Raw genomic sequence first — 26,065 nt, forward strand, 5'->3', positions numbered from 1 at the left:
AGGACTGATATTCTTGAAAAAAATTCTTACTTTACTTATTTGTTTTTTGACCCTTTGCTCCTGCGGAGGTGAGGTAAATTCCCAGAGGGACAGGCTTGTGACTATGGAAAAAGCATCGGTGATACCTGTGCGCGGAGAGAAAAACTACACTGATGTGGAAACGTCACACAAGCTTAATTATACTGTGCAGAAAGCCATATGGATATCCTATATTGACCTTGCGGATATGCTTACAGGGAAAAGCTGCGAGGAATTTCGTGTGAATTTTTCGCAGGCGTGTGAAAATGCTTTGAGCATAGGTTGTAATACGCTGTATGTTCACGTCAGACCTTTCGGGGACGCTATATACGACTCGGAACTTTATCCTGCATCAAGATATATGACAGGCGTGGCAGGTGAGCAGAGTGACTTCGACCCGCTTGATATAATGATACAGACTGCACATGATAAGGGGCTTTCTTTTCACGCATGGATAAACCCTCTTAGGTGCGAGAACGAGGAATGTTTTCAGACTTATGACAGCAGCTTTTTGCTGAAAAAATGGTATGATGAGGACAACGGCTATCTTGAAAGCGTTGATGGCGACAGCCATTTGTGGCTCGATCCTGCTTATGATGAGGTAAGACAGCTTATAGCAGAGGGTGCAGCGGAGCTTGCAGAAAATTATGATATTGACGGCTTGCACTTCGACGATTACTTTTATCCCACAACTGACGAGGATTTTGACGCTCAGTGCTTTTCTGCTCAGACGGAGTTTGACGATCTGGCAAAATGGCGGCTGAACAATATCTCCCTTATGGTGGGGAAGATATACAGTGCGGTAAAAGCAGTGGATAAGGATATTCTGGTGGGAGTTTCTCCGCAGGGAAATATGGAAAATAACTATGAGTATATGTACGCTGATGTGAAAAAGTGGTGCAGCGAGGAGGGGTATATAGACTATATCTGTCCGCAGATATACTTCGGTTATGAAAATTCTGTCAAGCCTTATGAGGATACCCTACAGCAGTGGGCTGATATCTGCACAACTGATGTTACGCTGGTGGCAGGGCTGGGAGTATATAAGATAGACGACGAGAGTGAATTTTCTGAAAATATCGGCATTATCGGCAGGCAGATAAATGACGCTGTAGTTAGTTATAACTACGCAGGAGCGGCGGTATACGGCTATGCAAGCTTGTTTGGTGGCAGTGATAGAGGTGTTCAGGAGCAGGAGTGTATCGAAATTGCTTTTGATAAACTTGATACATCTGTAAAATGATATGCGATATATAAATTATGGCATGTTAAATGTAAACAAATTGTGATATATTATTATAAAATTTATGGAAGTAAACAAAAAACTATTGAAATTTCTTTTTAAATATAGTATAATGTTATATGCTGTAAGGCGATAATAGAAAATGTTTTTGTATTATTTGCCTAAAACAATATTATTTTGCTAATTATTCAGGGAGGGATTTTAGTGTACAAAATCGTAACAAGAAGACAGCTCAACGACGCTGTTGTTCTTATGGAGATCGACGCACCTTACATTGCCGCTAAGGCTGAGGCTGGTCAGTTCATCATCTACAGAGTTGATGAGAAGGGCGAGCGTGTTCCGCTCACTATCGCTGACTATGACAGAGAAAAGGGCACGATCACAATTATTTTCCAGGTAGTAGGTGCATCTACAACTGAGCTTGCAAGACTTAATGAGGGCGACTATATCCATGACGTTGTTGGTCCTCTCGGCGTTGCCACAGAGTATGACGAGGGTATCAAGAGAGTTGCAGTAGTAGGCGGAGGCGTTGGCTGTGCTATCGCTTATCCACAGGCTAAGAAACTCCACAGCATGGGCGTTGAAGTTGATCTTATCGCAGGCTTCAGAAGCAAGGATATTGTTATTCTCGAGGACGAAATGGGCAAGGCATCTTCACATCTTCACATCTGTACAGACGACGGTTCATACGGCTATCACGGATTTGTTACAAACAAGCTTCAGGAGCTTATTGACGGTGGTGCTAAGTTTGACGAGGTCATCGCTATCGGACCTGTTCCAATGATGAAGTTCGTTTGCAAGGTAACAAAGCCTTATGACATCAAGACACTCGTTTCACTCAACCCTATCATGATCGACGGCACAGGAATGTGCGGCGGATGTCGTGTAACTGTTGACGGCAAGATCAAGTATGCTTGCGTTGACGGCCCTGACTTTGACGGTCAGAAGGTAGATTTCGACGAGCTTATGAGAAGAAACTCAACTTATAAGGAGCAGGAAAAGGCTCACTTGTGCAGACTTACTGGAGGTGTAAGATAATGGCTAATATGAGTTTGACAAAGACTCCTATCGCAGAGCAGGAGCCAAAGGTAAGAGCTAGAAACTTCAAGGAAGTTACTTTGGGTTACACCCCTGAGCAGGCTATAGAAGAAGCTCAGAGATGTCTTAACTGCAAGCACAAGCCTTGTATGACAGGATGTCCTGTAAGCGTTAGGATCCCTGAGTTTATCGCAAAGGTAGCAGAGGGCAAGTTTGAAGAGGCTTATGCTATCATCAAGACAACAAACGCTCTGCCGGCTGTTTGCGGACGTGTATGTCCACAGGAGCATCAGTGCGAGGGCAAGTGTGTAAGAGGTATCAAGGGCGAACCTGTCGGTATAGGCAGACTTGAGAGATTCTGTGCAGACTATATGATGGACAAGGCGGTTGCCGTAGAAAAGGCTGAGCCAAACGGTCATAAGGTAGCTGTTGTCGGCGGTGGTCCTTCAAGCCTTACAGTTGCAGGTGACCTTGCTAAGCTTGGTTACGATGTAACTATCTATGAGGCATTCCATACAGCAGGCGGCGTTTTGATGTATGGTATCCCTGAATTCAGACTTCCAAAGGCTATCGTTCAGCACGAGATAGACAATCTGACAAACATGGGCGTACATATCATGACAAACATGGTTATCGGCAGAGTTCTTTCTATCGACGAGCTTATGGGCATGGGCTATGAAGCTGTATTTGTAGGTTCAGGCGCAGGTCTTCCAAGATTCATGGGTATCGAGGGCGAAGGCCTTGTAGGCGTTTACTCTGCTAACGAGTACCTTACAAGAATCAACCTTATGAAGGCATACAAGGACGATTATGATACCCCTATCATGAAGTCAAAGAACGTAGCTGTTGTCGGCGGCGGTAACGTTGCTATGGATGCTGCTCGTTCTGCAATGAGACTTGGCGCTGAGCACGTTTATATCGTATACAGACGTTCAATGGACGAGCTTCCTGCAAGAAAGGAAGAGGTTCATCACGCTCAGGAAGAGGGCATTGAGTTCCTCGTTCTTAATAACCCTGTTAAGATAGTTGGCGACGAGAACGGTCATGTAAACGGCATGGAGTGCATCAAAATGGAGCTGGGCGAGCCTGACGCAAGCGGCAGAAGACGTCCTATCCCTATCGAAGGTTCAAACTTCATTCTTGACGTTGATACAGCTATCATGTCTATCGGTACATCACCTAACCCACTTATCAGAAGTACAACTCCTGGTCTTGAAACAAACGATCACGGCTGCCTTATCGTTGACGAGAACGAGTCAACAACTAAGGAAGGCGTTTACGCAGGCGGTGACGCTGTTACAGGCGCTGCTACTGTTATCCTCGCTATGGGCGCAGGCAAAAAGGCTGCCGCTGCTATCGACGAGTATATCAAGAACAAGAAATAATTTCTTGTAAATGAAAATTATTTGTTAAAAGGCTTGAAGTTTGTGCAAATATCTGATATACTAATATAGTATTATTAGATTTGGAGGTCTTTTGATGAATTTGTCAGCAATTATTTCAGTTTTGGCAGCTGAGCAGAGTTCACCTGCATCACTTGCCATGACTTTTATCCCACTGGTACTCATAATCGTGTTCTTCTATTTCTTTATTATCCGTCCGCAGAAAAAGCAGGATAAGAAAGACGCTGAGATGAGAGATAACCTTGAGATAGGTGACGAGGTCGTTACAAACGGCGGAATCGTTGGTATCGTGTTCTCTATCAAGGACGACACTGTTGTTATCGAAACAGGCGGCGACAGAAGCAAGATCCGTGTTAAAAAGTGGGCTATCGCTAAGAACGAAACAATTCATGACGGTGACGTAAAGTAAATATCGCTGTTGAGGGACGGGTAGTTTTATCCGTCCCTTTTTGTGTTCTTATTGTCCGTGGCTTTGAATATAATTTCTTTAGGATATTCAGTGTGGGGGTGCGGATATGAAAAATAACAGGCTTTTTGGGGGCAGAAAGCTTTCTGTGCTGTCATCTACGGCAATTTCTGCCTGCGTGGGGTGCGGTGCGATATTTGTTGCTGTGCTTGCTTTTGCGTATGTTATCACTAAGATAGATGCCACCGATCTTATGCTGTCGGTGATGTCAACAGCGGCACTTGGTATCGGGGCGTATGCAGGGGGATATGTCTGCGGAAAAAGGCAACGCAGAAACGGTCTGCTGTCAGGCGTGCTGTGCGGAGTGTTCATTTTTCTTATCATTGTTATACTCAGTGCACTGTTTTCAAAAGCTGCTGAAAGCTTTTCTGTGTCTGCAAAGCTTGTGCTTACCCTTGTGTGTGCAGGCGTAGGCGGAGTTGTAGGGGTAAATTCTAAAAGCAGCCGTTTTTGATAAGGATAAATATTTATACTGCATTAACTATTCGTTCATAAAACATAGTGGGATATGTGGTATAATTAGTGTAAATCAATTATTGGAGGTAAAATCCTATGAAACATATCAAGACGATCAATAAGGCTAATCTCAAGAAGACTGCTGCTAAGGGTGGCTGCGGCAAGTGTCAGGCATCATGTCAGTCAGCTTGCAAGACCTCCTGCACAGTTGCTAACCAGAAGTGCGAGAGAGAGGCTTAATATTCCGATCTTTCTGAGGCGTGCGAGCGTACACACGCCTTGCTAAAGGGACATTTTTATGTCCCTTTATTTTTGTATAAATTTGTATATGAATATAAATACGAAAGGTGATTTTTAAATGATACACAAGTTTAAGCTTGGCGGTTTTAATGCACTGCTTGACGTGAACAGCGGCGGAGTACATATTATAGACGATCTGACATACGATCTGCTTGACAATGTTGAGCCGCCTTTTGACGAGAAATGTCCTGAGGACGTTGTAAGAAAGCTGTCAAAGATGTATGACAGCAAGGATATCGAGGATTGCTATGAGGAGATAGTTTCTCTTTATAATGACAAGATTTTGTTCAGCGAGGACGATTACGAGAAGTATGCCCTGTCTGCTGTGGCTTCGCCTATCAAGGCAATGTGTCTGCATATTGCTCACGACTGTAACCTGAGATGTAAATATTGCTTTGCTTCAACAGGCGATTTCGGTCAGGGCAGAATGCTTATGGACTATGAAACAGGCAAGCGTGCTATAGATTTTCTTATAGAGCGTTCAGGAGACAGAAAATTTCTTGAGGTGGACTTCTTCGGCGGTGAGCCGTCACTGAATTTCGGTACGGTAGAAAAGCTTGTTGAGTATGCACGTTCACAGGAGGAGCCTCACAATAAAAAGTTCAGATTTACTGTTACCACAAACGGCGTACACCTCACTGACGAGATGATAGACTTCATCAACAAGGAAATGTACAACGTTGTTCTGTCTATCGACGGAAGAAAAGAAGTCAATGACAGAATGAGAGTGCGTGTTGACGGTTCAGGAAGCTATGACAGGATTATCCCTAACTTTAAGAAACTTGTTGAGAAACGTCCTAAGAACAAGGATTGGTATGTAAGAGGCACTTACACAAAGTATAATCTTGACTTCTCAAATGATGTAATGCACCTTTATGATCTGGGATTCGACCAGATATCCGTTGAGCCTGTTATGGCAGACCCTAGCGAGCCTTATGCTATCACTGAGGCTGACCTGCCGAGGATCTTCAAGGAGTATGAGATACTTTCCGAGAAGATACAGAAGATAAGGGACGAGGGCAAGTTCATAAATTTCTTCCACTTTATGATAGACCTCGACCAAGGCCCTTGTGCGATAAAGAGACTTAGGGGCTGTGGAAGCGGAAACGAGTATGTTTCAGTTACTCCTGACGGCGACATTTATCCATGCCACCAGTTCGTTGGTATCACTGAGTTCAAAATGGGCAATCTTTACGAGGGCACGTTCAACGAGGAAATGAAAGATATGTTTGCTCACGCTCACGTTTACAACAAGCCTGAGTGCAAGAAGTGCTGGGCTAAGTTCTATTGCAGCGGCGGCTGTAACGCAAACAACTACATTTACGCAGGGGATATCCACAACGCACACAAGCTTTCATGTCAGATACAGAAGAAACGTCTTGAATGTGCTATCATGATGAAGGCTGTTAAAATGCTTGACAGTGCAGAATGAATGTTAAAAATCTGTAAATTTTCATGTGGCGTATAGAACTGTACATATATTATTTTAAAGCGTTCTAAAACGTTTGAAGTTTAACAAAAAAAATTTGCCGAATGATCGTTTTAAAAAGCACGGAATAACAAATGACGTTATTTCGTGCTTTCTGCTGTTATGACATAGTATGATCATGTCGGAAAATAGCAAAATGTGTCTGAAATATTAATAAGTATTAAGATAAATATAATGTATACTAAGCTGGTAGCTTATTGACAAAGCGGGTCAGATTTAGTATAATATTGACATAAACAAAAGGCGCTTGGCGGTCATGTTACCGCAAATCGGCTATAACTAGCGCCCTCTGTATCGGACAGTATAAAACGACAAATTATTATGAAAAGGACGAAGAGATATGAAAACTAATGAAAAGAAGAATACTTCTGCTAAGAAGAAACTTATACCTGCAGTTGCAATGCTCACAACTTCCGCTGTAATGCTTTCTACTGCTACTTATGCGTGGTTTACGCTCAATAAAACTGTTGAGGTTGACGGACTTAAAATGACCGCTACTGCGGCTGATGCTCTTGAAATTTCTCTTGGTGGTGTAACAAATACAACAAGAGTGAGAAATGGCGGTACTTTAGCAGATAATCTTGCTGTACAACCTAAAGATACTGATGACGAGCTTAGCTGGACAAGTGTTATTAATGTAGGCGAGTATTACGATAAGGTTTCTTATATTAAGCCGTCTTCTTCTGTAAATGGAATTAATTTCTTTGAGGCAACTGACCCTGATAATGGTGGTAGAACTGCAACAAAGTTTACAACAGCTACAAACGACTCACTTTTGACTAAGAGGTCTAAATTGGACGTTGAGGGTACACTTAAAAATGATGAAGAGACTAACAAGGGATTTTACGTTGATGTTCCTGTTCATTTGAGAACTTCAAAGCTGAAAGATGGAACTAATACATCTTCTGATGTATTCTGCAAGATGCTGATTACTGACCCTAAGACAGGAGAAAATATGCCAGAGGGTGACCTCTATAAGGCAGTTAGAGTTGCAATAATTCCACTTACAGCTGAAGGTACCCTTGATACTTCTTCTAAGATTATTCTTGGTGCTGATGATGGATATTATAACGCGGGTCAGGCTGTTGCTTCAACTTCAGATACAACACGTTCTAGTGTAACAGTAACAAAGACTAATAGTGCAATAGCTCAAGATGGCACACAAACACTTGTATCATTTGATACAACTGTTGATATTCCTTTGGCTACAAAAAGTGGTACATATGGTCATACTGACTTTGTTGTAAGAGTATGGCTTGAGGGTGAAAGCACATCTTGCTTTGATGCTAACTCTGCTCAGGATTGGAATATTGATTTTGTTTTCGCTCTTGATAAAAATGAAAGTTCATTTACTAGTTGGAATGGACCAGCAACAGGTACAGGTGTATAATCAATAAACAATAAAACAAAAAAGACGCCGAAGAAATTCGGCGTTTTTTGGTAAATGGGCATAAAAAATAATTTCCCATATTTGGGGAAATATCCCGATTTTTCTTTACTTTTTGTCGAAAATATGCTATAATAAAACATTGGAACAGGAAAGGAAGTGACTTGCTTTGAGCGGTAATTCAACAGTTGACGGCGTTCGTGCCGTTGAGCTTTTCTATAGACCTATAAAAAATACCGACAGTGGCAGGGTCACTTTTTTGCAGTCGCAAACAAGGCTCAATTCTCCTGTTATGGGAACGCTCATGCCTGCGGATTATCTCCCTGTGGCTCAGCTTTCCGACCGATGTGTTAGCATTTTCAAGCTTGCTTTCGTTCAGCTCTTGCAGGCTTTGGGCAAGTTCCACGAAAGGGAAGTGGACGTTGATTGGGCAAGCGTGTTCATGCCTGCAAGGTTTTTAAGGCAGACGGAAGCTCCGAGAGTTGTGGCAGATTATTGCGATAAGTTTGGCGTGAAGTATGAGCGTGTCTGCTTTGAGTTGTCGTCTGACGTGCTTGATAAAGCTGACAGCACAGCGGCAGATAACGTGGCTCTTATGAGAAGACAGGGCTTTCATTTTCTGCTTACAGGCTTCGGCACTGAGGGTTTTAAAATGCTGAAAACAGCCGAGTTCAAGGTAGATAATATCATGCTTGACGGCTCAGTGGCTCAGGTTCTTGGTAAGAGCGACAGGTATGATACCTGCGTGAACTCTCTGCTGAATTTCGTTTTTGACCTTAATGCTGAGGTCATAGTTGACGGAATTACTGATGATAAGCAGGTGAAACAGCTCAGCGGTATGCAGTGCCTTTACTATTCGGGAGAAAATGCAGGAAAATATATTGCGGAAAGATACGTTCGCAATAGAAATGAGTAATAAACGGGTGATACGGTTTTGGACGGTAAAAATATAGATAAAAATACAAGAGTAGTCGATACCCTTGCACTTCGCAGGACCGCCAAGGAAGCTAAACGCTATGTGGTATTGATGAGATTGCTTAAAATACTTGCCATTATACTTATCGCTATCGTGGCGGCGGCTTATGCGGTGTCTTATTTTTACGACAAGTATGGTAGCTTTACAGTTAAGATAAGTAAGTATGATATGATAAATCAGGGGCTTACTCTTTCGGAAACTCCTGACTATACCACGAGCAATTCAAGGCTCAATGCGGATATCCTCTATGATATGACAAATATCAGTGGCGAAGATCTCCCTGATAATATCGACAAGATAAACGGCAGCCATAATGGCGAGGGGTATATAGCTTATACTTTCTATCTCATAAATTCCGGTAAAGACACACTTAGCTATGACAGCGAAATGACTATCGAGAACGTCACGAACGGTGTTGATGAAGCTATCAGAGTGGAGCTTTTCGTGAATGGAGAGAAAACTGTTTATGGTAAAACAAAGTCTGACGGCAGTGGTAAGGAAAGCGATTGTGACAAGGAGTTTGCCTCCTCTACTGAGGTCATGAAGGACCGACGTGAAAAGCTTGGTCCTGGTGAGAAAGACAAGTATACAGTAGTTATATGGCTTGAGGGAAATGACCCTGATTGTGTTGACAAAATAATCGGTGGCACAATGAAGCTTGGTATGAATTTCAAGATCGTTGAAACAACTTAAAGAATTAGAAGGGAGGAAGCCTCGGGTTTCCGAGGTTTTGAATTATGAAAAAAGCTTTGAAGATCGTTTTTAATGTTATCGCATGGGTGGTGCTTATCTTTGCACTGCTTATAACAATTCTCGTGTTCTCGTCCGATAAGAATAATGGTACGGCAAGTCTGCTGGGATATATCCCGCTCACAGTTGAATCTGACTCAATGAAGCCAACTTTCAAAAAAGGCGATCTTATTATCTCAAAGGAAATAGACGATATCAATTCTCTGAAAAAGGGCGACGTTATCACTTTCTGGACTCTTATAGAGGGCAAAAAGGTGAAGAATACCCACCGTATCGCAGAGGTACTCAATGATAACGGCACTGTAGGTTTTATTACACGAGGCGATGCTAATAACTTAGATGATACATACACTGTTTATGCAGGTGATATAATCGGTCAGTGGGAAGGTGCAAAAATAGGCGGTTTCGGCAAGGTAATGGATTTTCTCAGAACAAAAACAGGATTTTTCATTTGCATACTTTTGCCGATAGCACTGTTTTTCCTCTTTGAGCTTTATAAGCTTATCGCAACCATAATCGAGATAAAGCGTCCTGCTATCACAGAGAGCGATGAGGAAGAAATAAAAAGACGTGCAGTTGAGGAATACCTTGCACAGCAGAAGGAAAAGGAAGAGGGAAATGCACAGCAGGAGAAAAATGACAAATAACTGCTGCTTGGGTGATACATTATGAATGGATTTCTGAAATGGTTTTTTGTTTTCATGTCGTCAATGCTTGCAGGCTTTGGGCAGATCTTCAAGGGTCTGTGGAACGGCATAAAACAGATCTTTAATATAAAAAACTACATAAGAATATTCAAGACCTACTCGGCAGACTTTGGTGCGCTGGGCTGGATACTTTCTGTGCTTGCAATTATCGTTGTTGTGGCTATCTTTGTGCTTATTATTTTTATGATAGTGCTTGCTGTGAGAAAGTACATAAGATTCAGACACTCTATCGTCAGCAACGAGGATCTTATCGAAGAAATATCTGACCTGCAGCGTCAGGTGGTCAAAATGACCAAGGAAAAAGATGAGATCATGGCAATGAAGGTGGCTCAGCTTGGCGTATATGATAACACCGCTCTTGCAGAAGGTGAAACAAAGCTTGCAGAGGGCGAGCAGATGCCTGCACAGGGCGAAGTTCAAACCACTGTTGACGGCGTTGTTCAGACTGCCGACTGCCGTTTTTCAAAGCTTATCGAGGTGGACAATTTCTACAAGACATACGAGCCGCCTGCTTACAATAATGACATCACCCTTAGCGGTATCTGCGAAGCATACAGAAACTTTGCCTGCTCAAGAATGCACCTTTATTATGACATAAAAACTATCCGACTTTTCATTGCAGGCATGGCTTCAACAAAGCTCATTATCCTGCAAGGTATCTCTGGTACAGGTAAAACATCATTGCCATATTCATTCGGTAAGTTCTTGCAGAAAGATACCACTATTGCTTCTGTTCAGCCGTCATGGCGTGACAGAACTGAGCTTTTCGGCTATTTCAACGAGTTCACGAAGAACTTTAATGAAACAGAAGTCCTCAAAAGAATTTATTCTTCTGAATACAATGACGATGTAAACTTCATACTTCTCGACGAGATGAACATTGCGAGAGTAGAATATTACTTTGCAGAAATGCTCTCGATTCTTGAAATGCCTGATCCTGCCGAGTGGGAGCTTGATCTTGTTCCTAACGTGTGGAGTACCGACCCTGTTCGCCTTGACAAGGGCAAGCTTCGTATTCCGCAGAACATTTGGTATATCGGTACTGCAAATAATGATGACTCTACGTTTACAATTTCGGATAAGGTATATGACCGTGCGCAGCCAATCAATCTTGACGCAAAGGGCGTTGCTTTTGAAGCGCCTGACACGCCGCCTATGAGTTTAAGCTTTGAACATCTTGATACACTCTTCAAGGAAGCTTTTCAAATGTATCCTGTTTCACAGGACAGTCTGAAAAAGATCCAGCAGCTTGACCTGTGGGTAATTGAAAAGCTGAGAGTGGCTTTCGGTAACCGTATACTTAAACAGATGAACTTGTTTGTTCCTGTATATGTTGCCTGCGGTGGCGAGGAGCTTGACGGCATTGACTATGTGCTTGCCACAAAGATATTCAGAAAATTTGAGTCGCTTAACTTGGCAATGCTAAGAGAAGAGCTGAAAGAGCTTTGCACCTATATGCAGAAACTTTTCGGCAGAAACACTATGAAAGAATCTATCGCATATCTTGAAAGATTGCAGAAACTGTACTAAAATTTGTACTCATAAGCTTTGAGAGGAGGGACGGGCATGAGCGAATACAACGAACAGCGTGCAGCTTTTGATAAAGCTGTAAAGACGTTTGACGGCAATAACAGCTTTGCGGCAGCCCGTGCCTTGCTTCTTTCGGGCGAAAAAACTGTATCTTTTAATCGTAAGATAATCGAGAAAAATATAGATTCGTCCTGGCTTACAGAGATAGAAAAAGCTTTGCCACATCTTGATACGGTAATAAGAAATCCAAGAAACACCATTAAAGAAGTGGAAGAGATCGTGCCTATCGCTATGTCAAGGAAGATAACGGTAGAGTCCATAAAACATCTTGGACAGCACACCGATCTTATTCAGGATATCGACAAAAAGACTGGAAAGATAACTCCGTCAAAGATACTCAACATTCATAAAGAAGAAACTCTCGATACATATGAAAATAGATTTGTAAATACCCTTATTGACAGGCTATACATTTTTATAAATATAAGATACAATAAGCTTGTCCAGACCGCAGAGGCGCAGGAGGCTTATTCTTTTAATTACGATACCGTGGCTGACAGCGGCGACGGCAGAAAGGTCAACATAAGTTTTAAGATAGAAACTGTTGACAGTCTTGTCGGCGGCAGCAAGGATACTGACGTTTGGGCAAGGCTTGAAAGGGTCAAAAAGGCTATCGAGGGCTATAAAGGCTCAGTGCTTTGTACCACTCTTGGCAACGCTTTTATCAGACCGCCTGTTATGAGAACAAACGCTATCACTAAAAATGTGGACCTTATGGCGTGTCTTACCCTTTGGCAGTTTATTGAAAGCTACGATAAGGCAGGCTACGAGGTCAACGTTTCTGATACTGCACAAAGACCTGATGATTCTTATATCGAGGATATATATGGTCTGACCGCAATGAACTATATGCTTTTCCGCTCATATACCCATGGGGCAGACAAGTCGGAGAAGCTTAAAACCATAAAGAGCAAGACCCTCGCACCAAAGGTTGTAAGGCGTTTTGATAAGCAGACGTCTGATAAATATGATGTCATAGTTGGCGATGGTGAACAAGGTAGTGCAAGTAAGACAGATATGGGTATGACTGCCGAAGAGGCAGGAAACCTTACGGCAGAGCTTGACCGTATAGTTGAGATAGAAAAGCAGTTTCTCAAAGACGAGGAAGACCGTAAGAGGGCTGAGGAGCTTGCGGCTGCAGAAGCTGAAAGAAAGCGTGCCGAGCAGGAAAAGCTGGAGCGTCAGCGGCGTGAGGAAGAAGAGCGCATAAGGCTTGAGCATGAGGAAGAAGAACGCAGACGATTGGAGCTTATCCAAAAACAGCAGGCGGAGCAGGCTGCAAGAGAAAAGGCGGAGCGTGAGGAACGTGAACGCCGTGAGAAAGAGGAAGAGATCAAGCAGATCGCAAGACGCAAAAGGCAAATGGAAGAGCGCCAACGCCGTGAAGAGGAGCAGCGTGTCCGTGAGGAAAGAGCCAGGATCCGAGAGGAGAAAAAGCTCGTCCGCAGCAGCCTTGGATCTGCTATGGATCAGCAGATCAGCACGAATGAAGAAGCCGTGTCTTCAAGCTTTGTGTCAGAGTATGAGTCCCCTGAGATCGCTGCAAAAAAGGCGAAAGAAGCACAACAGCAGCGTGAGCAGGAACGTCGTGAGCGTGAACGTGCTGAGCGTCTTAAAGCTGAACGTGAAAGCTTTGAAAATAAAAATATCAATGAGATATTTAAAGAATATTCCAAAAATCCATATTACATGGCAAAACGTGGCATAATATATGTTCTTGCTCACGCATTTGGGATCATACCTGTTGTGACGGATAATCCGGACTATATCAGGATGTTCAAAGTCAAGAAGGAAAAAGAACAGGCTGAGGCAGAGAGAAAACGTGCAGAGCGTGAAATTGAGATTATCTATGAAAAATATGCTCCGTATCTGAAATATGATGTAAAGAGGCGTATCAAAAACAGGCAGTTTAAAAAGAGAAAACGTCTTGAGCGAAAGAACAGACCGCCAAGATCATATATTCCGCCACAGCGCACTGCTGAGGAGCAGAAGGCTATCGACACTGAAATGAAACGACTCTATAAGGAGTATCATGTTTCAGCAGTTGGCAGAATGGCAAGGCATTTGAAAGAGAAATATAGCAAACAATAACACGGAGGGAGCGTCGGTATCATCGGCAAGGCGTTGAGGATAGTAAAAATAGCTTTGACAATACTTGGTTCTGCCGTGTTTGCGGCACTGCTGAGTGTGACGGTGTACATAATGGTCTGCGGCTGTATCGGCAAAACAGCAAGCATTTTTGGTTACAGCGTACTGAAGGTCGTGAGCGGAAGTATGGAGCCGTCTATACATGAGGGTGACTATATTTACATTAAAAGGACGGATACTGACAGCTTAAAGGCAGGGGATATCATTTCGTTCTACTCTCAAGATAATAGTATTAAAGGCGAGATAAATACTCACAGGATATCTGAGGTTTTGAGCGACGGCACTTTTGTTACTAAAGGCGATGCTAACAAAATAGAGGACAGCGTGACGGTGCAAAAAGTCAGCATTATTGGAAAATACTATGGAAAGCTCAGATTTTTCAAGTGGCTTGGGTCATTTGCATCAACAAAGAAGCTCCTCATTCTGTTTGTGATAATCCCAACAGTTTGCATGGCTGTGTATGAGGTAAAAACTATCGCTGAGATAAAAATATATTCAAACCGTGATGAAGCCTTGAAAGCGGCTGAGGAAGAAAAGGAAAAGCTTATGCGTGAGGCTGTTGAAAAGGAAGTTCAGCGGCTGAAAATGCAGGAAAACGAGAAAAAGGAGGCGAACAGCTTTGAATCAGGAAAAGATAATGAAGGCTAAAATGATAACGGCTATCGTTATTTGTATTGCGGCACTTGCAGGGCTGTTCGTTTTTATCGGGCTTTATATGGACAAGTCCGAGGAAGTCAGAAAGACTTACATCGCTAAGTATATGGAAAATCTGTCTGCCGCCTCTGAGGAGATAGACACTTATCTTGAAAGCGGCAAGGATCTTCCAACGAGATATAACATGATACTTTCGGATATGGGTGCGGCAAGGTCGCTGGTGTTTCTTATCGACGATTACACGGAGGAGCAGAAGGCTATAAATGAGCTTCATTATTGCTTTGTGAAGTATCCCGAACAAATGCAGGGCAAGCTTGAGGACGTAAAAAAAGCACTTGACCATATCACCGAAAATCTTGACAAAGGCTATAGGGAAGTCAACGAGATAGTTGATTCGGTTGATAAAATGGGAAATTAATGCAAGGAGGACAATAACGTGAGCAGTAAAGGGCAGCTTAAAAGAGAAATAAAGAAATGCAGACTTACTATTGAGGAGATAGAGCGTAAGAGATCACGTTCACAATCAGCACTGGTTCAGGCAATTCTTTTGCAGGAAGAGCCTAACGAAATGGACGTTGAGTGGTTCAACAAATACACAGGCGAGATAACCGCTTGCAGAAACCACATGATAGAATTGCAGAAAGAGCTTGACTCGATGAAATAATGGAGGTCGCCAAATTGGCTGAGCGTAAAGTGATAGAGAAAGCAGACAGCGAGGAAGAAAAGAAGAAACGCAAACTGCTTATTATAAAAATAATACCAGTTGCAGTGCTGGCATTTATACTTATTGCGGTCAGCTTGGCTTGGTTTACCATTGATAAAGCCCTTGATCTTGATTCATTTGGAATGAAAAGCGTAGATTCGCCATTTGAACTGAAAACAGTAGGCAGTGCCAATGTGCTTAAAGCTGAGATACTTGACAGCAATGACTACTCTAAGGTGTCTGATGGGAGCAACATCACTTCTGACGAGAACAACAAGATCTACTGGCTTCTTGATGAAGAAAGCGGTATGACGAATGGTATTAATCCTGGTAGTCATGGAAAGCTTACTTTTTATGTTGTCCCGAACCAGTCGGGAGAAATGGAGATACAGTTCAAGTTGAGTATCACGGGGTATGCAGAGAATAAAAACGAAGACGCTGTTTCTTATGAAAAGGTTACTGAAGAAGAAGTAACTAGATTTATGAATGGACATATCATGTTTTTTGAGAAATATGATGAAAGCACTCATACATATTCCGATTTTCTTAGTGATGAAACATTCACAAGGACGTTTAAAGATTGTAAGGCTGACGTTCCGCAGGAAGTGAACGTATATTGGGTGTGGCCGAACACGCTTGGTCAGATACTAATGAAAAGCACAGATGAAAATCTGACAGAGAAAAATGTGCTGTTTGGTGATAACAGTGAAGAGCGTTTGAATTTTGCAAAATATATAAAGGGTAATTTAAGCTTGTTCTTGTCAGGTGATGCCGATAAAGAACAAAATAAAACAGTTATTGAGAAAATACTTAATGGTGATAAATACAGCACAGCACAGTTATCATCACTAAGCTCCATGTATAATGACGCTGACGAAAAGATAGGTACAAAGGTGCAATATATCCTTGTTGAACTAAACGTATAGATAAGAATATTAACTTTGCACGGAGGCAGTTGAAAGTGAAAGCTAATAGAAATCAGAAAATTAATAGAATATGCCGCAAGCTTTACAGCAAGTATCGCAAGAATGTTATTTCTTTAGTTACCGCCGCCGTATTGCTTGTCACGAGTATGCCGCTTGCAGACATTTCAGGTGTTGTGTCCAAAATGGTATCAACTGTCACCAATGCTATTACGGCTATGGCGGCAGATACATATACTGACATAACTAACGATATCAAAAATGGCGTTTATACTATACAGAATGCAGAAGATTTTAAAAAGCTTCTTAATGCAGACCCTTCTGTTTATCAGAATATCACTGTATTGTTTTCAAACAACCAATCTCAGTTTAAGGCTTCTGATTTTACAGGAATAGAAAAAGGACTTGGCAATGAAGAATATCCTTTCATGGGAACAGTCAAAGCAAATGAGGGTTCAGCTATTAATCTTCCTATTAATTTTGCTCTGTTTGAATATCTTAGTGACAGTGCAAATTTAGATACTATTATTTTTGCTAGACCGGAAGAAAAAAATTCAGCTTTGCTTGCTGAGAATGTTATACACGGTGATGTGGCTTCAGCTAATAAGTGGAGAATAAAAGCTGATCCTGTAGATGATTCAGGTGCTACAATTTATAAATCTTTCACGTCTGTTATAGGCAATATGAAAAATGGAGCAATGGTCAATCTGGACATCACTCTAAGTAATAATGTCAAGGCGGAAGTATCAGGCGGGGATAATGCCGGTCTTGCCTGCGGCACTATGGACGAGAACGCAAGCCTCGCTGTAAGCCTGTCAAGCGGTTTGCTTGACATTTCAGGTAAATCGAACGCAGGTGTATTTGTTGGAAAAATGAGCGTCGGTGCAACGTTGAACATTGACAAGTGCAATGCCTTGACAGACGTAAATATATCCGCAAACAACGCAGGCGGACTTGTGGGAAGTGCAGAGAATGCAGAAATAAATGTTGGCGAAGGTGTCACCCTTACCATGACCGGAAGCGTTACAGGTTCTGTAACTGCGGGCGGTCTTTTCGGCTCTTATACATACAGTAAAGCCGACGAAAAGACATTTGATATTTCAAAATTCAGTGGCATGAAAATGGCACTTGCTTGTTCATCAGGAGATACCGCTGACAGTGCGGCTGTTGGCTCTGTTTTCGGAGTGCTGACAAACAGCACAGATAGTGTAAAAATTAGTATCACTGGCACCGCTAATGATATTATTACTTCAAACTTCAAGGGTACTGTCAGGGCAGGCTTTTATGGTGGTATTGTCGGAAGATATTCTGCCAATTCTCTTAAATCTGAACTTGCACTCAGCGAAGTTACTGTAGATGTGACTGGCTCATGCAATGCCCTTGATTTTGGCGGCATTATTGGTAAGATAGGTGATAACAGCAAGGCTTATGTAAGCGTCAAGAATACCACTATAAGTATTAATAATCCCACATCATCACAAAATAATTATGGCGGACTTGTGGGCTATGCAGATCAGGCTTTTATTGATGTTTGCGGCAATGTCACAGTTACGGCAGCTGATGTTTCTGCAAACCAGAGTGTAGGTGGCATTGTTGGCAAATTTAATAAAAATGGCGTTGTAAGGCTTGGCGGTGAAACAAACCTTTCAGGCTTTTATCCTAAAGACCCTAACAAAAACGGATGTCAGATAGTAGGAAATAGAGGCAATGCTTTGATCTATAGCTTAAGCGGCTGGTCATTTACAAGGACAACTTCAAAAGTCATAGACGATATGGATTGGGGCGGAGTGCTTCGACTTAACAATTCCGATATGCTTGAGAGTGCTGGCGGTGTTCTGTCTTTTGATGAATCAGGGCATACTGTTACAATAAATGGATTTCCTAATAATAATATAACCATAAGCAATAGGGCAGATTTTGCTCGTGCGGCTTTGATAATGCAGCATGATAGCAATGATTTTGTTAAGTACAGCGAAAATTCTATAGATAAAACAGCAATACTTAAGGCGAATTTTACTCTTAGTGCAGATGTTGATATAAGCGACACAGGTCTTACCGGTTTTATGCGTGACAATGGTGAGGATACTTTCACAGGCACGCTTACTGGCAATAGTCATAAACTTACCATGACAGTGGGAACAGAAAATGATAAGATAGTTTTCCATACTCATAATGGACTTTTTGCAAAGACAAGCGGTGCAAAAATAAGCAATTTAACGCTTGTTTCAAAATTCAATATTGTTGGCGACAATGCTTCCGGCGGTGATGCTTGTTATATTGGTTCTGTTTCTGCATACAACAGCGGAGCTTTGACTATTGACAGCGTGACCGCCAATGTGACCGCAGCCCCAAGTGGTGATTTTACAAACTTTGTTGGCGGTCTTGTGGGGTATGTTGCTGATGTTGCTAGTGCAACAAACGACATTTCATTCAATAACTGTACTCTTAATGTCACCCTTAAATATAACAGTACAAAAGCAAATGACTGCACTGTTTTGGGCGGAGTTATTGGAATTGTTGATGGAGCAAAAACTGAAATTACAAAAAAAATCGTTTTTGATGAAGTAACGGTCAATGGCTCAATTGAGGATAAACATACAGGCTCTAATGCAAGAGTAGGCGGACTTATTGCTGAAGTTAAAGCAGTTGATGACAGAGGATTGAAAACGAATACAACGATTTGTAATAAAATAGATATAAAAAAAGTAGACATCAATGGTTTGACAATTACAACCAAAGTAAATAAAACAGGAAGCACAAGTGGTGGCTTTTTGGGACATAACTGGTATAGGGTCAAGGTTACGCTTTCTGATTTGAAAATATCGAATTCTAAATTAAATGCTAGTAGTTATGAGCTTGGAGGTCTCGTTCTTTCAACAACAGGATATTGGAATGTTAAAACTATCCATTTCGCAAATGATGTTAAAATTTCTAATAGCCGTTGCTTTAGATTTGGTATGCTTTCAGGAACACTATTTGGAAGAAGCTATGATTCATATGGTTTTGATTATATGAATGCAATTAATTATAATAAAGCTATTTGTGGTTCAGATGCAACATATTTTGAACTGACTGGAATAGGTGATAAAGGCTATGTTATAGATGACAGTACAGAACTCAGTTTGAGCAAATGTGAATATTTTGATGAAATAACTAGATCAAGTATTTATGGTGATGCTGCAAACCCTGTATCAGGTCAGAACGCCATAATTTCTATTCCTGCTGTTACAGATAGCGGAGAGCGATTACTCTATACGGACGGAAAGAAGTGCAATACTTATCAGAATCAGACTAAAAAAGACAAAAGCAACGCCACTGATTGGAAATCAAATCCAAGTGCAAGATATTATTATAATCTTGATGTATATAAAAATGGTAACGCCTCCACAGGCGGAGCTAAGGCTACTGTATGGAGTGCAAGAGTTTTTGCGGCGTCAAACATAAAAAATTATATTTGTGATAAAGACCCTGGTTTCCCTAAAGATGAAACAATAGATCTGCGTGGATATTCTTACTATCCTGTTGATACGAATAACCTAACTATTAGTTCAAGTTCAACTATTATTTTTGACAATAAAGGCTTTAATATGTCTGAAAAAGTGTTAAATAATAACCATCCCCGTCATACGAATGGTAATGATAGTGTTAATCCTAGTAAAAACGATGATTCTCGTACACAACATTACATGATGCAATGCGGACTTTTCAGAAATGAAAATGGAGCTGTTACCATAAGTGGTAATCTGACCTTTAAGGGAAATATCGGTAAAGTGAATGGTGGTTCAGGTGCATTGGTTTGCGGCTCGGTTGCTGACGACACCAATACTACAAAAAAATCTGTCAAAATTACCGGCAGTATCGTTCTTGATGATCTGTATGTGAATGATACTTCTCTAAGTTTAAATGGCGAAAATTCTTATGCCCCTTTGCTTATAAATAAGATAGGCAACATGACAGAGATCACTATACAAAATGTGTCACAGAAAAAACACAGTACGACCGCTGAGCAATATTACAAAGGCGGTCAGAAATACGCTGCAACAAGCCTTATAGGCGATGTAGGAAGCGAAAATGGTCAAAATATATCTCTGACTTTCTCAAATATCAAGCTTGACGCAAGTGATGTAAATTCAATTTTCAAAAATGCTACTTTGCTTGAAAGCTTTCAGCACTCTGACGGCGCAGGCTCTTCTGCAATATACAACTATAAATGGGAAGAAGATTGGGGAACAGAAGCAAAGCATAATGTAACCTACGGAAAAGAAGTGTCTGACACCAAGAAGAATGTTGACAATGACGGAAAGAGCAGGCAGAATAAATATCATGGTGATTGGAGCAGAGATGACAGGTATACTTCCCCTGTCAAAAATAACGCAACAGAGGAATACAGCTTTGCTAATTACAAGCCATATGTTTCTAAAACTGCTGTTACAGGTCAGACCGACAAAACTTATGATGAGATAGACGTAAACCTTGAGCGACCATATCTTATAGAGGGCTGCGGAACATACTCTGACCCGTATATACTTGACGCTTCTACTCTTGCCGAGGTCGCACGAGTTATCAGTACAGCCGCACCTACAAATGGCTGGGAAGTAAACTATAATGCAAACGCTTCTGCCGATAGATCGACTGTTGATGCTGGTAGTGCTTTTTGCAAAGGCACCAAGCATGAAACCTATACTTATAATGGTTCAGACAAATTCGTAAGCGGAACGAAAAACGTTTCAAAAGATAACCTTATCAAATATCTTTGCGAGGCTTATTACAAGATAGATGATGATATAGTTCTTGGCAGTTCTTTTGCAGGTCTTGGCGGAACATCAAACAGTTACGTTTTCAGGGGCGTTATAGTTGGACAGCAGAGATCCGACGGAACATATCCAACTATCACCAATAACTCTGCAAGCCCTCTCATCAGGTTCAGCAGCGGAAGTGTTGTAAAAGATATCAATATAAAATATACCAAAGAAGTAACGCTTTCAAAAAACAATAATAATAAATTAAACTATAGTACCGGAAAGACGGAGTATTATGGCGGTGTTATGGGCGTTGTGTTCGGTGGAGATAATATCATTGATAATGTCAAGGTAACAAATCCTAAGATAACATTTGCAAATAACGATAACAGCAAACAACATCTCATTACTGCAGGCGGATATGTTGGCGCTATCGTTTACGGCGGAGTTATTTTCAGAAATATGGGCAACGTTGCCAAAGATAGTGCGCTTACAATCAGCAATACTGAGGCGGTGGGCGAAAACGTATATACCAATCTTTTTATCAATCCATATATAGGCAGAGTTGTAAACGGCTTTGCTATCGAAGAGGGAAAAACGTTTGGTAAGTCAACTAACCTTAACAATGGCAGGAAAAATTATCTCATCACGCAGTTTAATAGTGAGCTAAGTGATGAAGAGAAATTAAATGTTATTGCCGGCACGACCAATACTATTGAAGTGCCTAATGCACAAGCGTTGTTTATGCTGTCTATCATATCACAGTCCGGTATGGGGTATACAGACCGTAAAAACAATACTTGCGGTTATGGTCATTATACTTTTACCCGAAATGCAGACTATTCAAAAGTTGGTACAGCTGCATTGACTTCTGATGATACAGATTACAAAACTGCGATCTCAGATTATCAAAGACTTGAATCAAACAATGGCAAAGTATTTGAAAATAAAGTGTCTGTAATGCTAAAAAAATATACAAAGCCAAGTGGAAATCTTTATGAAGCAAAGTGGGCACACGATCAAAGTAAGAAATTTACTGTTAAGCTCACAGGAAATGAAACCTATGACCTCACCGACACAGGTTTTCGTGGAATAAATCAGTTGTTTGATGCAGCAGATAGTAACCTGGGCGGCATTGACTGTGGATATACTTTGTCTTTGTCAACTATCCAGGGAAATGATAAGACTATAAAGCTCGATACAGATATAAAAGCCTATGCTGTGAAAATAACAGATAACAAGGGCGGTAACACTATTGAATTCCAAGATGTGGATAACTATAAATATCGTACCGCATTTGCCTCCGTAAAAGGAGTTGGGTTGATAAACTGTTCAACGTATGCTCTGACTGTAGATAGTCTTAAGCTTTCCGGCAAGATCAGCGTTAAGACGTATAACAACGACGGACAATCCTATGTTAATGAAGACCTTTCTACAGGTGGTATTGTTGGCGGAGTACAGGGTCAATGCAAGTTTAGCGGAATAACCTTGAACGATCTTGAGGTATCTGGCGCATATACTGTGGGAGGACTTATAGGAAAGTCAACAAATAATATCAATATAAGTGGCGTTAAGTCTGAAAACAGTGGCGTTTATGTGTATGGCGGATTTGAAACAGGCGGTCTTGTGGGAAGTTCTCAGAAGGGCAGCGAATTTAATGTTAAGGATTCCAAGATAACAATTAATAAAGTTGAATTTGCTAATCTTGATAAAGGCACAGGTACTTGGTTTGGCGTAGGCGGGATCGTAGGCTCTGCAAATATCAAAACGACAATAAGCAATGTCCGGCTTACACCTTATAATAAAGACAGCTTTATCGGCTCAAAAAAAGACAATAAACCCCTTGCTACCCAGACAATGAACGAGGGCGGTCTTATAGGATTGTCCAACGAAGTATGCACAATAGAAAGCACAAGCGTCAGCGTCGATGTTTATGGAAGTAATGCCGGCGGATTCGTTGGAATAAACAAAAAACAGTTGTCTGTCAATAAGAACTGTTATTATGGTGGAACGTCTGACACATCAGCTTGCGGTGTTTATGGCTATATAAGTTCAGGCGGAATGGTCGGCAAACAGAATGCGGCTGTGAACATATCAAAGTCTGCTGTAAAAAATGCAGCGATAGGTATACCAACTGCTAAAAATGGTGATGCAGGTATCGGAGGTTATGTTGGCATAAAAGCTAACGGTGATCTGAAGATAACTGATTGTGAAGTCAATAATGTTATGCTGTCAGCAGAAGATAAGTCCAATGGTGCAGGTGCAGGCGGTGTGATAGGCCATAATGACCGTGGAAGCACATATGCTTATGATATTCTCATAAATAAATTAAGCTATGTAAAAGGCAACAACAGCGTGTCTGTTTCTAACTTGATAGGTTGGAACATGGATAAAAATCTATCATCTAAATTTATTGGAGTATCGGTAAATAACACGAATTGTTTACCTGATATACAGTATTATGCTTCACAGATACCTACCAACTTTATCGCAGTTCATGCTGACTATAACGGCGATCAGAATAATACTCAAAATATCGGTGAGGGAAGCGGCACGCACGTTGATATCAATTCACCTTATGTCAACATAAATCCAAGCAAAACCGCTGGTGATAAAATTTTCACAGGCGATCTTGTTGGCGGAGATATGCAGACTATCATCAGTGACGCTGCTTCTTATACGAATGGCACAACCAAAAAATCCTATGGCATAAACAGTACCATAAAGACATATGCAGAGAATTTGGATAAATCAAAGCTTACAACATTCAAGCAAGCTTCCGAGCTTGATGTTCAGGAGCTAAACGATCTTCCTGTTCTGCTTATTGATGATAACTCATCGTTGAATATCACGCAAATGCTCGCAAAGTATATCTCAGTTCTGACAAATTGTGATGTTTGCGACAGCAGTTCAAATAAGCTGAAAACAACAGATCTTATGAATGTAAGCACAGCGACTTATGTGTATGATAACGATGTTTTGAAAAAATCAGACAAAAGCACTCTTACGTTTAACAGCAAGACAGGATATTTCAAGGTCACAGACGGTCAGTACGACAATGACGGCACAAATAGATTTACTGTCATTACTCTCGATTATACCGACCCAACGGGAAGTGGCAAAACTGCTCTTAGACTTCATATTCCTGTTTTTGTAAGAAAGGTGCTTGATTTCAGCTTCCAATCTTACGTTATCTCAGGCACAGACTATAACCATTCTCACTATACGGATAAAACAAAGCTTGCTTTTGAGAGCTTTGATGCACCTGTTACTACTTATTTTAAATATTCCTATTACAAATCCGCTAACGAATGGGAAAAAATGCTCAATAATGGTGATAGTCTGCTTTGGAGCTTTGATAAAAAGCTTTATCTTATTGGTGATAATGCCACTGACAGTGGTGTGCTTACCGATGATACAAAGCTAACTCTTGTTGATGCAAATAACAATGACAAGACTTATCATTCTACCGCAAGTGATGCTAAGTTTAATAAAACAACCGGTGAGCTTGACTTGACAAACATAAGTGGCTTTAAACCGGTCACAATGAATGATGTACTGTTAAGATATGCGTCGGTAACAGCTAAAGAATCATCTGACGGAACTCTCGTTGAAGCGGATGAAGCTACAGCTACTGTAAAAACAAGCGACGGCAAGTATTATAGACCTGCTGGGGAGGCTGAAACAGGCACTTATAAGATAACTGTTTCAGCGAACATTGATACACCCAAAAATGCTAATGACGAAATGATAATAAGCGAAAGCTATTATCTCACTATCATCATTCCGGAAAATGAAGGTTCAAAAAAGGTCATCAAGAACTTTGTGAATTATTATAGCGGTAATAAGCCAAGAAAGCTCAATGGCAATATTCCTACAAACCTTGTTCAAGTGACAAATAATGACACTGGTGCATATGTTATTGCAAACTTTTTTACACAGCTAGTAAGTGTGACGGCTCATGACCCAGAGGAGATAACAGCGTCAAATAATTTTGTCCGTGCGACAATGACGTCAAAGATAAGCATTGATAAGAGTCTTAGAGATACATTTAATGGCTATAAGAGTGACGATTTCAATATGTATCAGGCGTTTAAATTCTCTATGAAGAACTTTGATGAAAACGATGCGGGAGCTAATGCAAAGATCATTGCAGGAACTTCGGTGAATGTTGATTACAGCATTTTAAACAGTTCAGACACAGAGTTATCAAACGCAAAAATAAGCAAGACGGAAACACTTTCAGAAGCTAAAGACAGCTATATGCTGATGTATCCCGATTCGGTCTACAATTATATCAATAGTGACACAAATGGCTCTATAACTGTCAAGGCTGATATCAGCTTAACTTATGGTACTGCAGGGATCATAGATCAGTTTCCTGAGCGTAAGGACGGGGATACAAAAACCGGTATAGGCGTAAATGCGTCGTCTTATGTTGCATATAGCCAGAACAATATTGAGAACAGCTCTATCTCTGCAAGTGGAGATATGCCTGCCAGACGCTACTATAGAAAGGCAATGACGGTGGCACAGCTAAACTATAACGTTGCAGAGTCAACGGTTCTTGAGTCGAAGGATTCACCATTTTCGCAGCTTGGTATCAATGCCAAAGATATGACTACAGAAGAAATGGCAATAACAGCAAATGCTATCTATGATCTGTCTGCTTTGAGTCGGTCAACAAGGGACAGTGGCAAAAAAATACAGTATACAATGAGGTTGTATGTTAAGGACAATAGCGGCGAATATAAGCAGACAAACGATATTAGCAAATATCTCAGCAGCTTTACTTTGGAAAACGCCACATCAAACAGCGGTCTGAATGGCAAGGAGTGCGTTTTTACCACTGACTATAATGGCGAAGAACAAAACACAGCCGTTACGAAATTTACAGTAAAAACAGGCAAGGCTTTTGAGGAGCAGGGACTTACCTATGCAAACTACAGAGTTGAGCTTACCGCAGTATTGCTTAATGACAACAACTCAGTTGTTAATGGAACTACCGCAAGCGACTATGTTGTTTACACCAACGCAAAAATAGAAACAGGCTTTATAAACTAATAATAAGCAGG

At 41.2% G+C, this 26,065-nt stretch carries 18 protein-coding genes; all 18 read left to right on the forward strand.

Annotation, left to right across the window (positions count from 1 at the left end):
- The first annotated feature begins 103 nt into the window (after nt 1-103).
- Complete coding sequence (locus tag KQH97_RS04325) at nt 104-1,261, forward strand: glycoside hydrolase family 10 protein (RefSeq protein WP_253286372.1); 1,158 nt, start codon at nt 104-106, stop codon at nt 1,259-1,261.
- A 204-nt stretch (nt 1,262-1,465) separates the two neighbouring features.
- On the forward strand, nt 1,466-2,299 hold the full coding sequence (locus KQH97_RS04330) for a sulfide/dihydroorotate dehydrogenase-like FAD/NAD-binding protein (RefSeq protein WP_046440370.1): 834 nt from the start codon (nt 1,466-1,468) through the stop codon (nt 2,297-2,299).
- Nucleotides 2,299-3,684 (forward strand): NADPH-dependent glutamate synthase, encoded by a 1,386-nt coding sequence (gene gltA, locus KQH97_RS04335; RefSeq protein ID WP_117892367.1) that lies wholly within the window; start codon nt 2,299-2,301, stop codon nt 3,682-3,684. The genes KQH97_RS04330 and gltA overlap by 1 nt, the downstream gene beginning before the upstream one ends.
- 94 nt (nt 3,685-3,778) lie before the next feature.
- Nucleotides 3,779-4,111: a preprotein translocase subunit YajC gene (gene yajC, locus KQH97_RS04340; RefSeq protein ID WP_117897579.1), complete on the forward strand. Its 333-nt coding sequence runs from the start codon at nt 3,779-3,781 to the stop codon at nt 4,109-4,111.
- 106 nt (nt 4,112-4,217) lie between these two features.
- Nucleotides 4,218-4,622, forward strand: coding sequence for a TIGR04086 family membrane protein (locus tag KQH97_RS04345; protein ID WP_117856332.1), 405 nt, complete (start codon nt 4,218-4,220; stop codon nt 4,620-4,622).
- A 98-nt stretch (nt 4,623-4,720) separates the two neighbouring features.
- Nucleotides 4,721-4,864 (forward strand): six-cysteine ranthipeptide SCIFF, encoded by a 144-nt coding sequence (gene scfA / locus KQH97_RS04350; RefSeq protein WP_013498654.1) that lies wholly within the window; start codon nt 4,721-4,723, stop codon nt 4,862-4,864.
- Between the two features lie 118 nt (nt 4,865-4,982).
- The gene (scfB, locus tag KQH97_RS04355) at nt 4,983-6,356 is read left to right on the forward strand and encodes a thioether cross-link-forming SCIFF peptide maturase (RefSeq protein WP_216552934.1); all 1,374 of its coding nucleotides are present in this window, start codon (nt 4,983-4,985) and stop codon (nt 6,354-6,356) included.
- 397 nt (nt 6,357-6,753) lie between these two features.
- Complete coding sequence (locus tag KQH97_RS04360; RefSeq protein ID WP_216552936.1) at nt 6,754-7,803, forward strand: hypothetical protein; 1,050 nt, start codon at nt 6,754-6,756, stop codon at nt 7,801-7,803.
- Between the two features lie 166 nt (nt 7,804-7,969).
- A complete protein-coding gene (locus KQH97_RS04365; protein ID WP_216552938.1) occupies nt 7,970-8,716 on the forward strand; it encodes an EAL domain-containing protein in 747 nt (248 codons plus the stop codon).
- An 18-nt stretch (nt 8,717-8,734) separates the two neighbouring features.
- Entirely contained in the window at nt 8,735-9,469 is a 735-nt protein-coding gene (locus KQH97_RS04370; RefSeq protein ID WP_207732694.1) for a hypothetical protein, read from the forward strand.
- 44 nt (nt 9,470-9,513) lie between these two features.
- Nucleotides 9,514-10,173 carry a signal peptidase I gene (locus KQH97_RS04375; RefSeq protein WP_216552940.1) on the forward strand — a complete coding sequence of 220 codons (660 nt, stop codon included), beginning with the start codon at nt 9,514-9,516 and terminating at the stop codon, nt 10,171-10,173.
- A 21-nt stretch (nt 10,174-10,194) separates the two neighbouring features.
- Nucleotides 10,195-11,763 (forward strand): hypothetical protein, encoded by a 1,569-nt coding sequence (locus KQH97_RS04380; protein WP_216552942.1) that lies wholly within the window; start codon nt 10,195-10,197, stop codon nt 11,761-11,763.
- Nucleotides 11,764-11,799: 36 nt separating this feature from the next.
- On the forward strand, nt 11,800-13,914 hold the full coding sequence (locus KQH97_RS04385; RefSeq protein ID WP_216552945.1) for a DUF2357 domain-containing protein: 2,115 nt from the start codon (nt 11,800-11,802) through the stop codon (nt 13,912-13,914).
- A gap of 54 nt (nt 13,915-13,968) precedes the next feature.
- On the forward strand, nt 13,969-14,619 hold the full coding sequence (locus KQH97_RS04390; protein ID WP_216552946.1) for a signal peptidase I: 651 nt from the start codon (nt 13,969-13,971) through the stop codon (nt 14,617-14,619).
- Complete coding sequence (locus KQH97_RS04395) at nt 14,591-15,043, forward strand: hypothetical protein (protein WP_117897570.1); 453 nt, start codon at nt 14,591-14,593, stop codon at nt 15,041-15,043. Before KQH97_RS04390 ends, KQH97_RS04395 begins: the two co-directional genes overlap by 29 nt.
- A gap of 18 nt (nt 15,044-15,061) precedes the next feature.
- Nucleotides 15,062-15,289, forward strand: a complete 228-nt coding sequence (locus KQH97_RS04400; RefSeq protein WP_022286677.1) for a hypothetical protein — start codon at nt 15,062-15,064, stop codon at nt 15,287-15,289.
- Nucleotides 15,290-15,303: 14 nt separating this feature from the next.
- On the forward strand, nt 15,304-16,254 hold the full coding sequence (locus KQH97_RS04405) for a hypothetical protein (RefSeq protein WP_216552948.1): 951 nt from the start codon (nt 15,304-15,306) through the stop codon (nt 16,252-16,254).
- A 35-nt stretch (nt 16,255-16,289) separates the two neighbouring features.
- Nucleotides 16,290-26,054 carry a hypothetical protein gene (locus KQH97_RS04410; RefSeq protein WP_216552950.1) on the forward strand — a complete coding sequence of 3,255 codons (9,765 nt, stop codon included), beginning with the start codon at nt 16,290-16,292 and terminating at the stop codon, nt 26,052-26,054.
- Nucleotides 26,055-26,065: the final 11 nt, after the last annotated feature.

Origin of the sequence: Ruminococcus sp. MSJ-25, assembly GCF_018917825.1 — a bacterium.
Lineage (GTDB): Bacteria > Bacillota > Clostridia > Oscillospirales > Ruminococcaceae > Hominimerdicola > Hominimerdicola aceti.

What these genes read in the sequence shown, in the direction of transcription:
- KQH97_RS04325 (WP_253286372.1), top strand. Translation starts at nt 104, where the DNA reads ATGGAAAAAGCATCGGTGATACCTGTGCGCGGAGAGAAAAACTACACT.
- gltA (WP_117892367.1), top strand. Translation starts at nt 2,299, where the DNA reads ATGGCTAATATGAGTTTGACAAAGACTCCTATCGCAGAGCAGGAGCCA.
- yajC (WP_117897579.1), top strand. Translation starts at nt 3,779, where the DNA reads ATGAATTTGTCAGCAATTATTTCAGTTTTGGCAGCTGAGCAGAGTTCA.
- KQH97_RS04345 (WP_117856332.1), top strand. Translation starts at nt 4,218, where the DNA reads ATGAAAAATAACAGGCTTTTTGGGGGCAGAAAGCTTTCTGTGCTGTCA.
- scfA (WP_013498654.1), top strand. Translation starts at nt 4,721, where the DNA reads ATGAAACATATCAAGACGATCAATAAGGCTAATCTCAAGAAGACTGCT.
- scfB (WP_216552934.1), top strand. Translation starts at nt 4,983, where the DNA reads ATGATACACAAGTTTAAGCTTGGCGGTTTTAATGCACTGCTTGACGTG.
- KQH97_RS04360 (WP_216552936.1), top strand. Translation starts at nt 6,754, where the DNA reads ATGAAAACTAATGAAAAGAAGAATACTTCTGCTAAGAAGAAACTTATA.
- KQH97_RS04375 (WP_216552940.1), top strand. Translation starts at nt 9,514, where the DNA reads ATGAAAAAAGCTTTGAAGATCGTTTTTAATGTTATCGCATGGGTGGTG.
- KQH97_RS04380 (WP_216552942.1), top strand. Translation starts at nt 10,195, where the DNA reads ATGAATGGATTTCTGAAATGGTTTTTTGTTTTCATGTCGTCAATGCTT.
- KQH97_RS04385 (WP_216552945.1), top strand. Translation starts at nt 11,800, where the DNA reads ATGAGCGAATACAACGAACAGCGTGCAGCTTTTGATAAAGCTGTAAAG.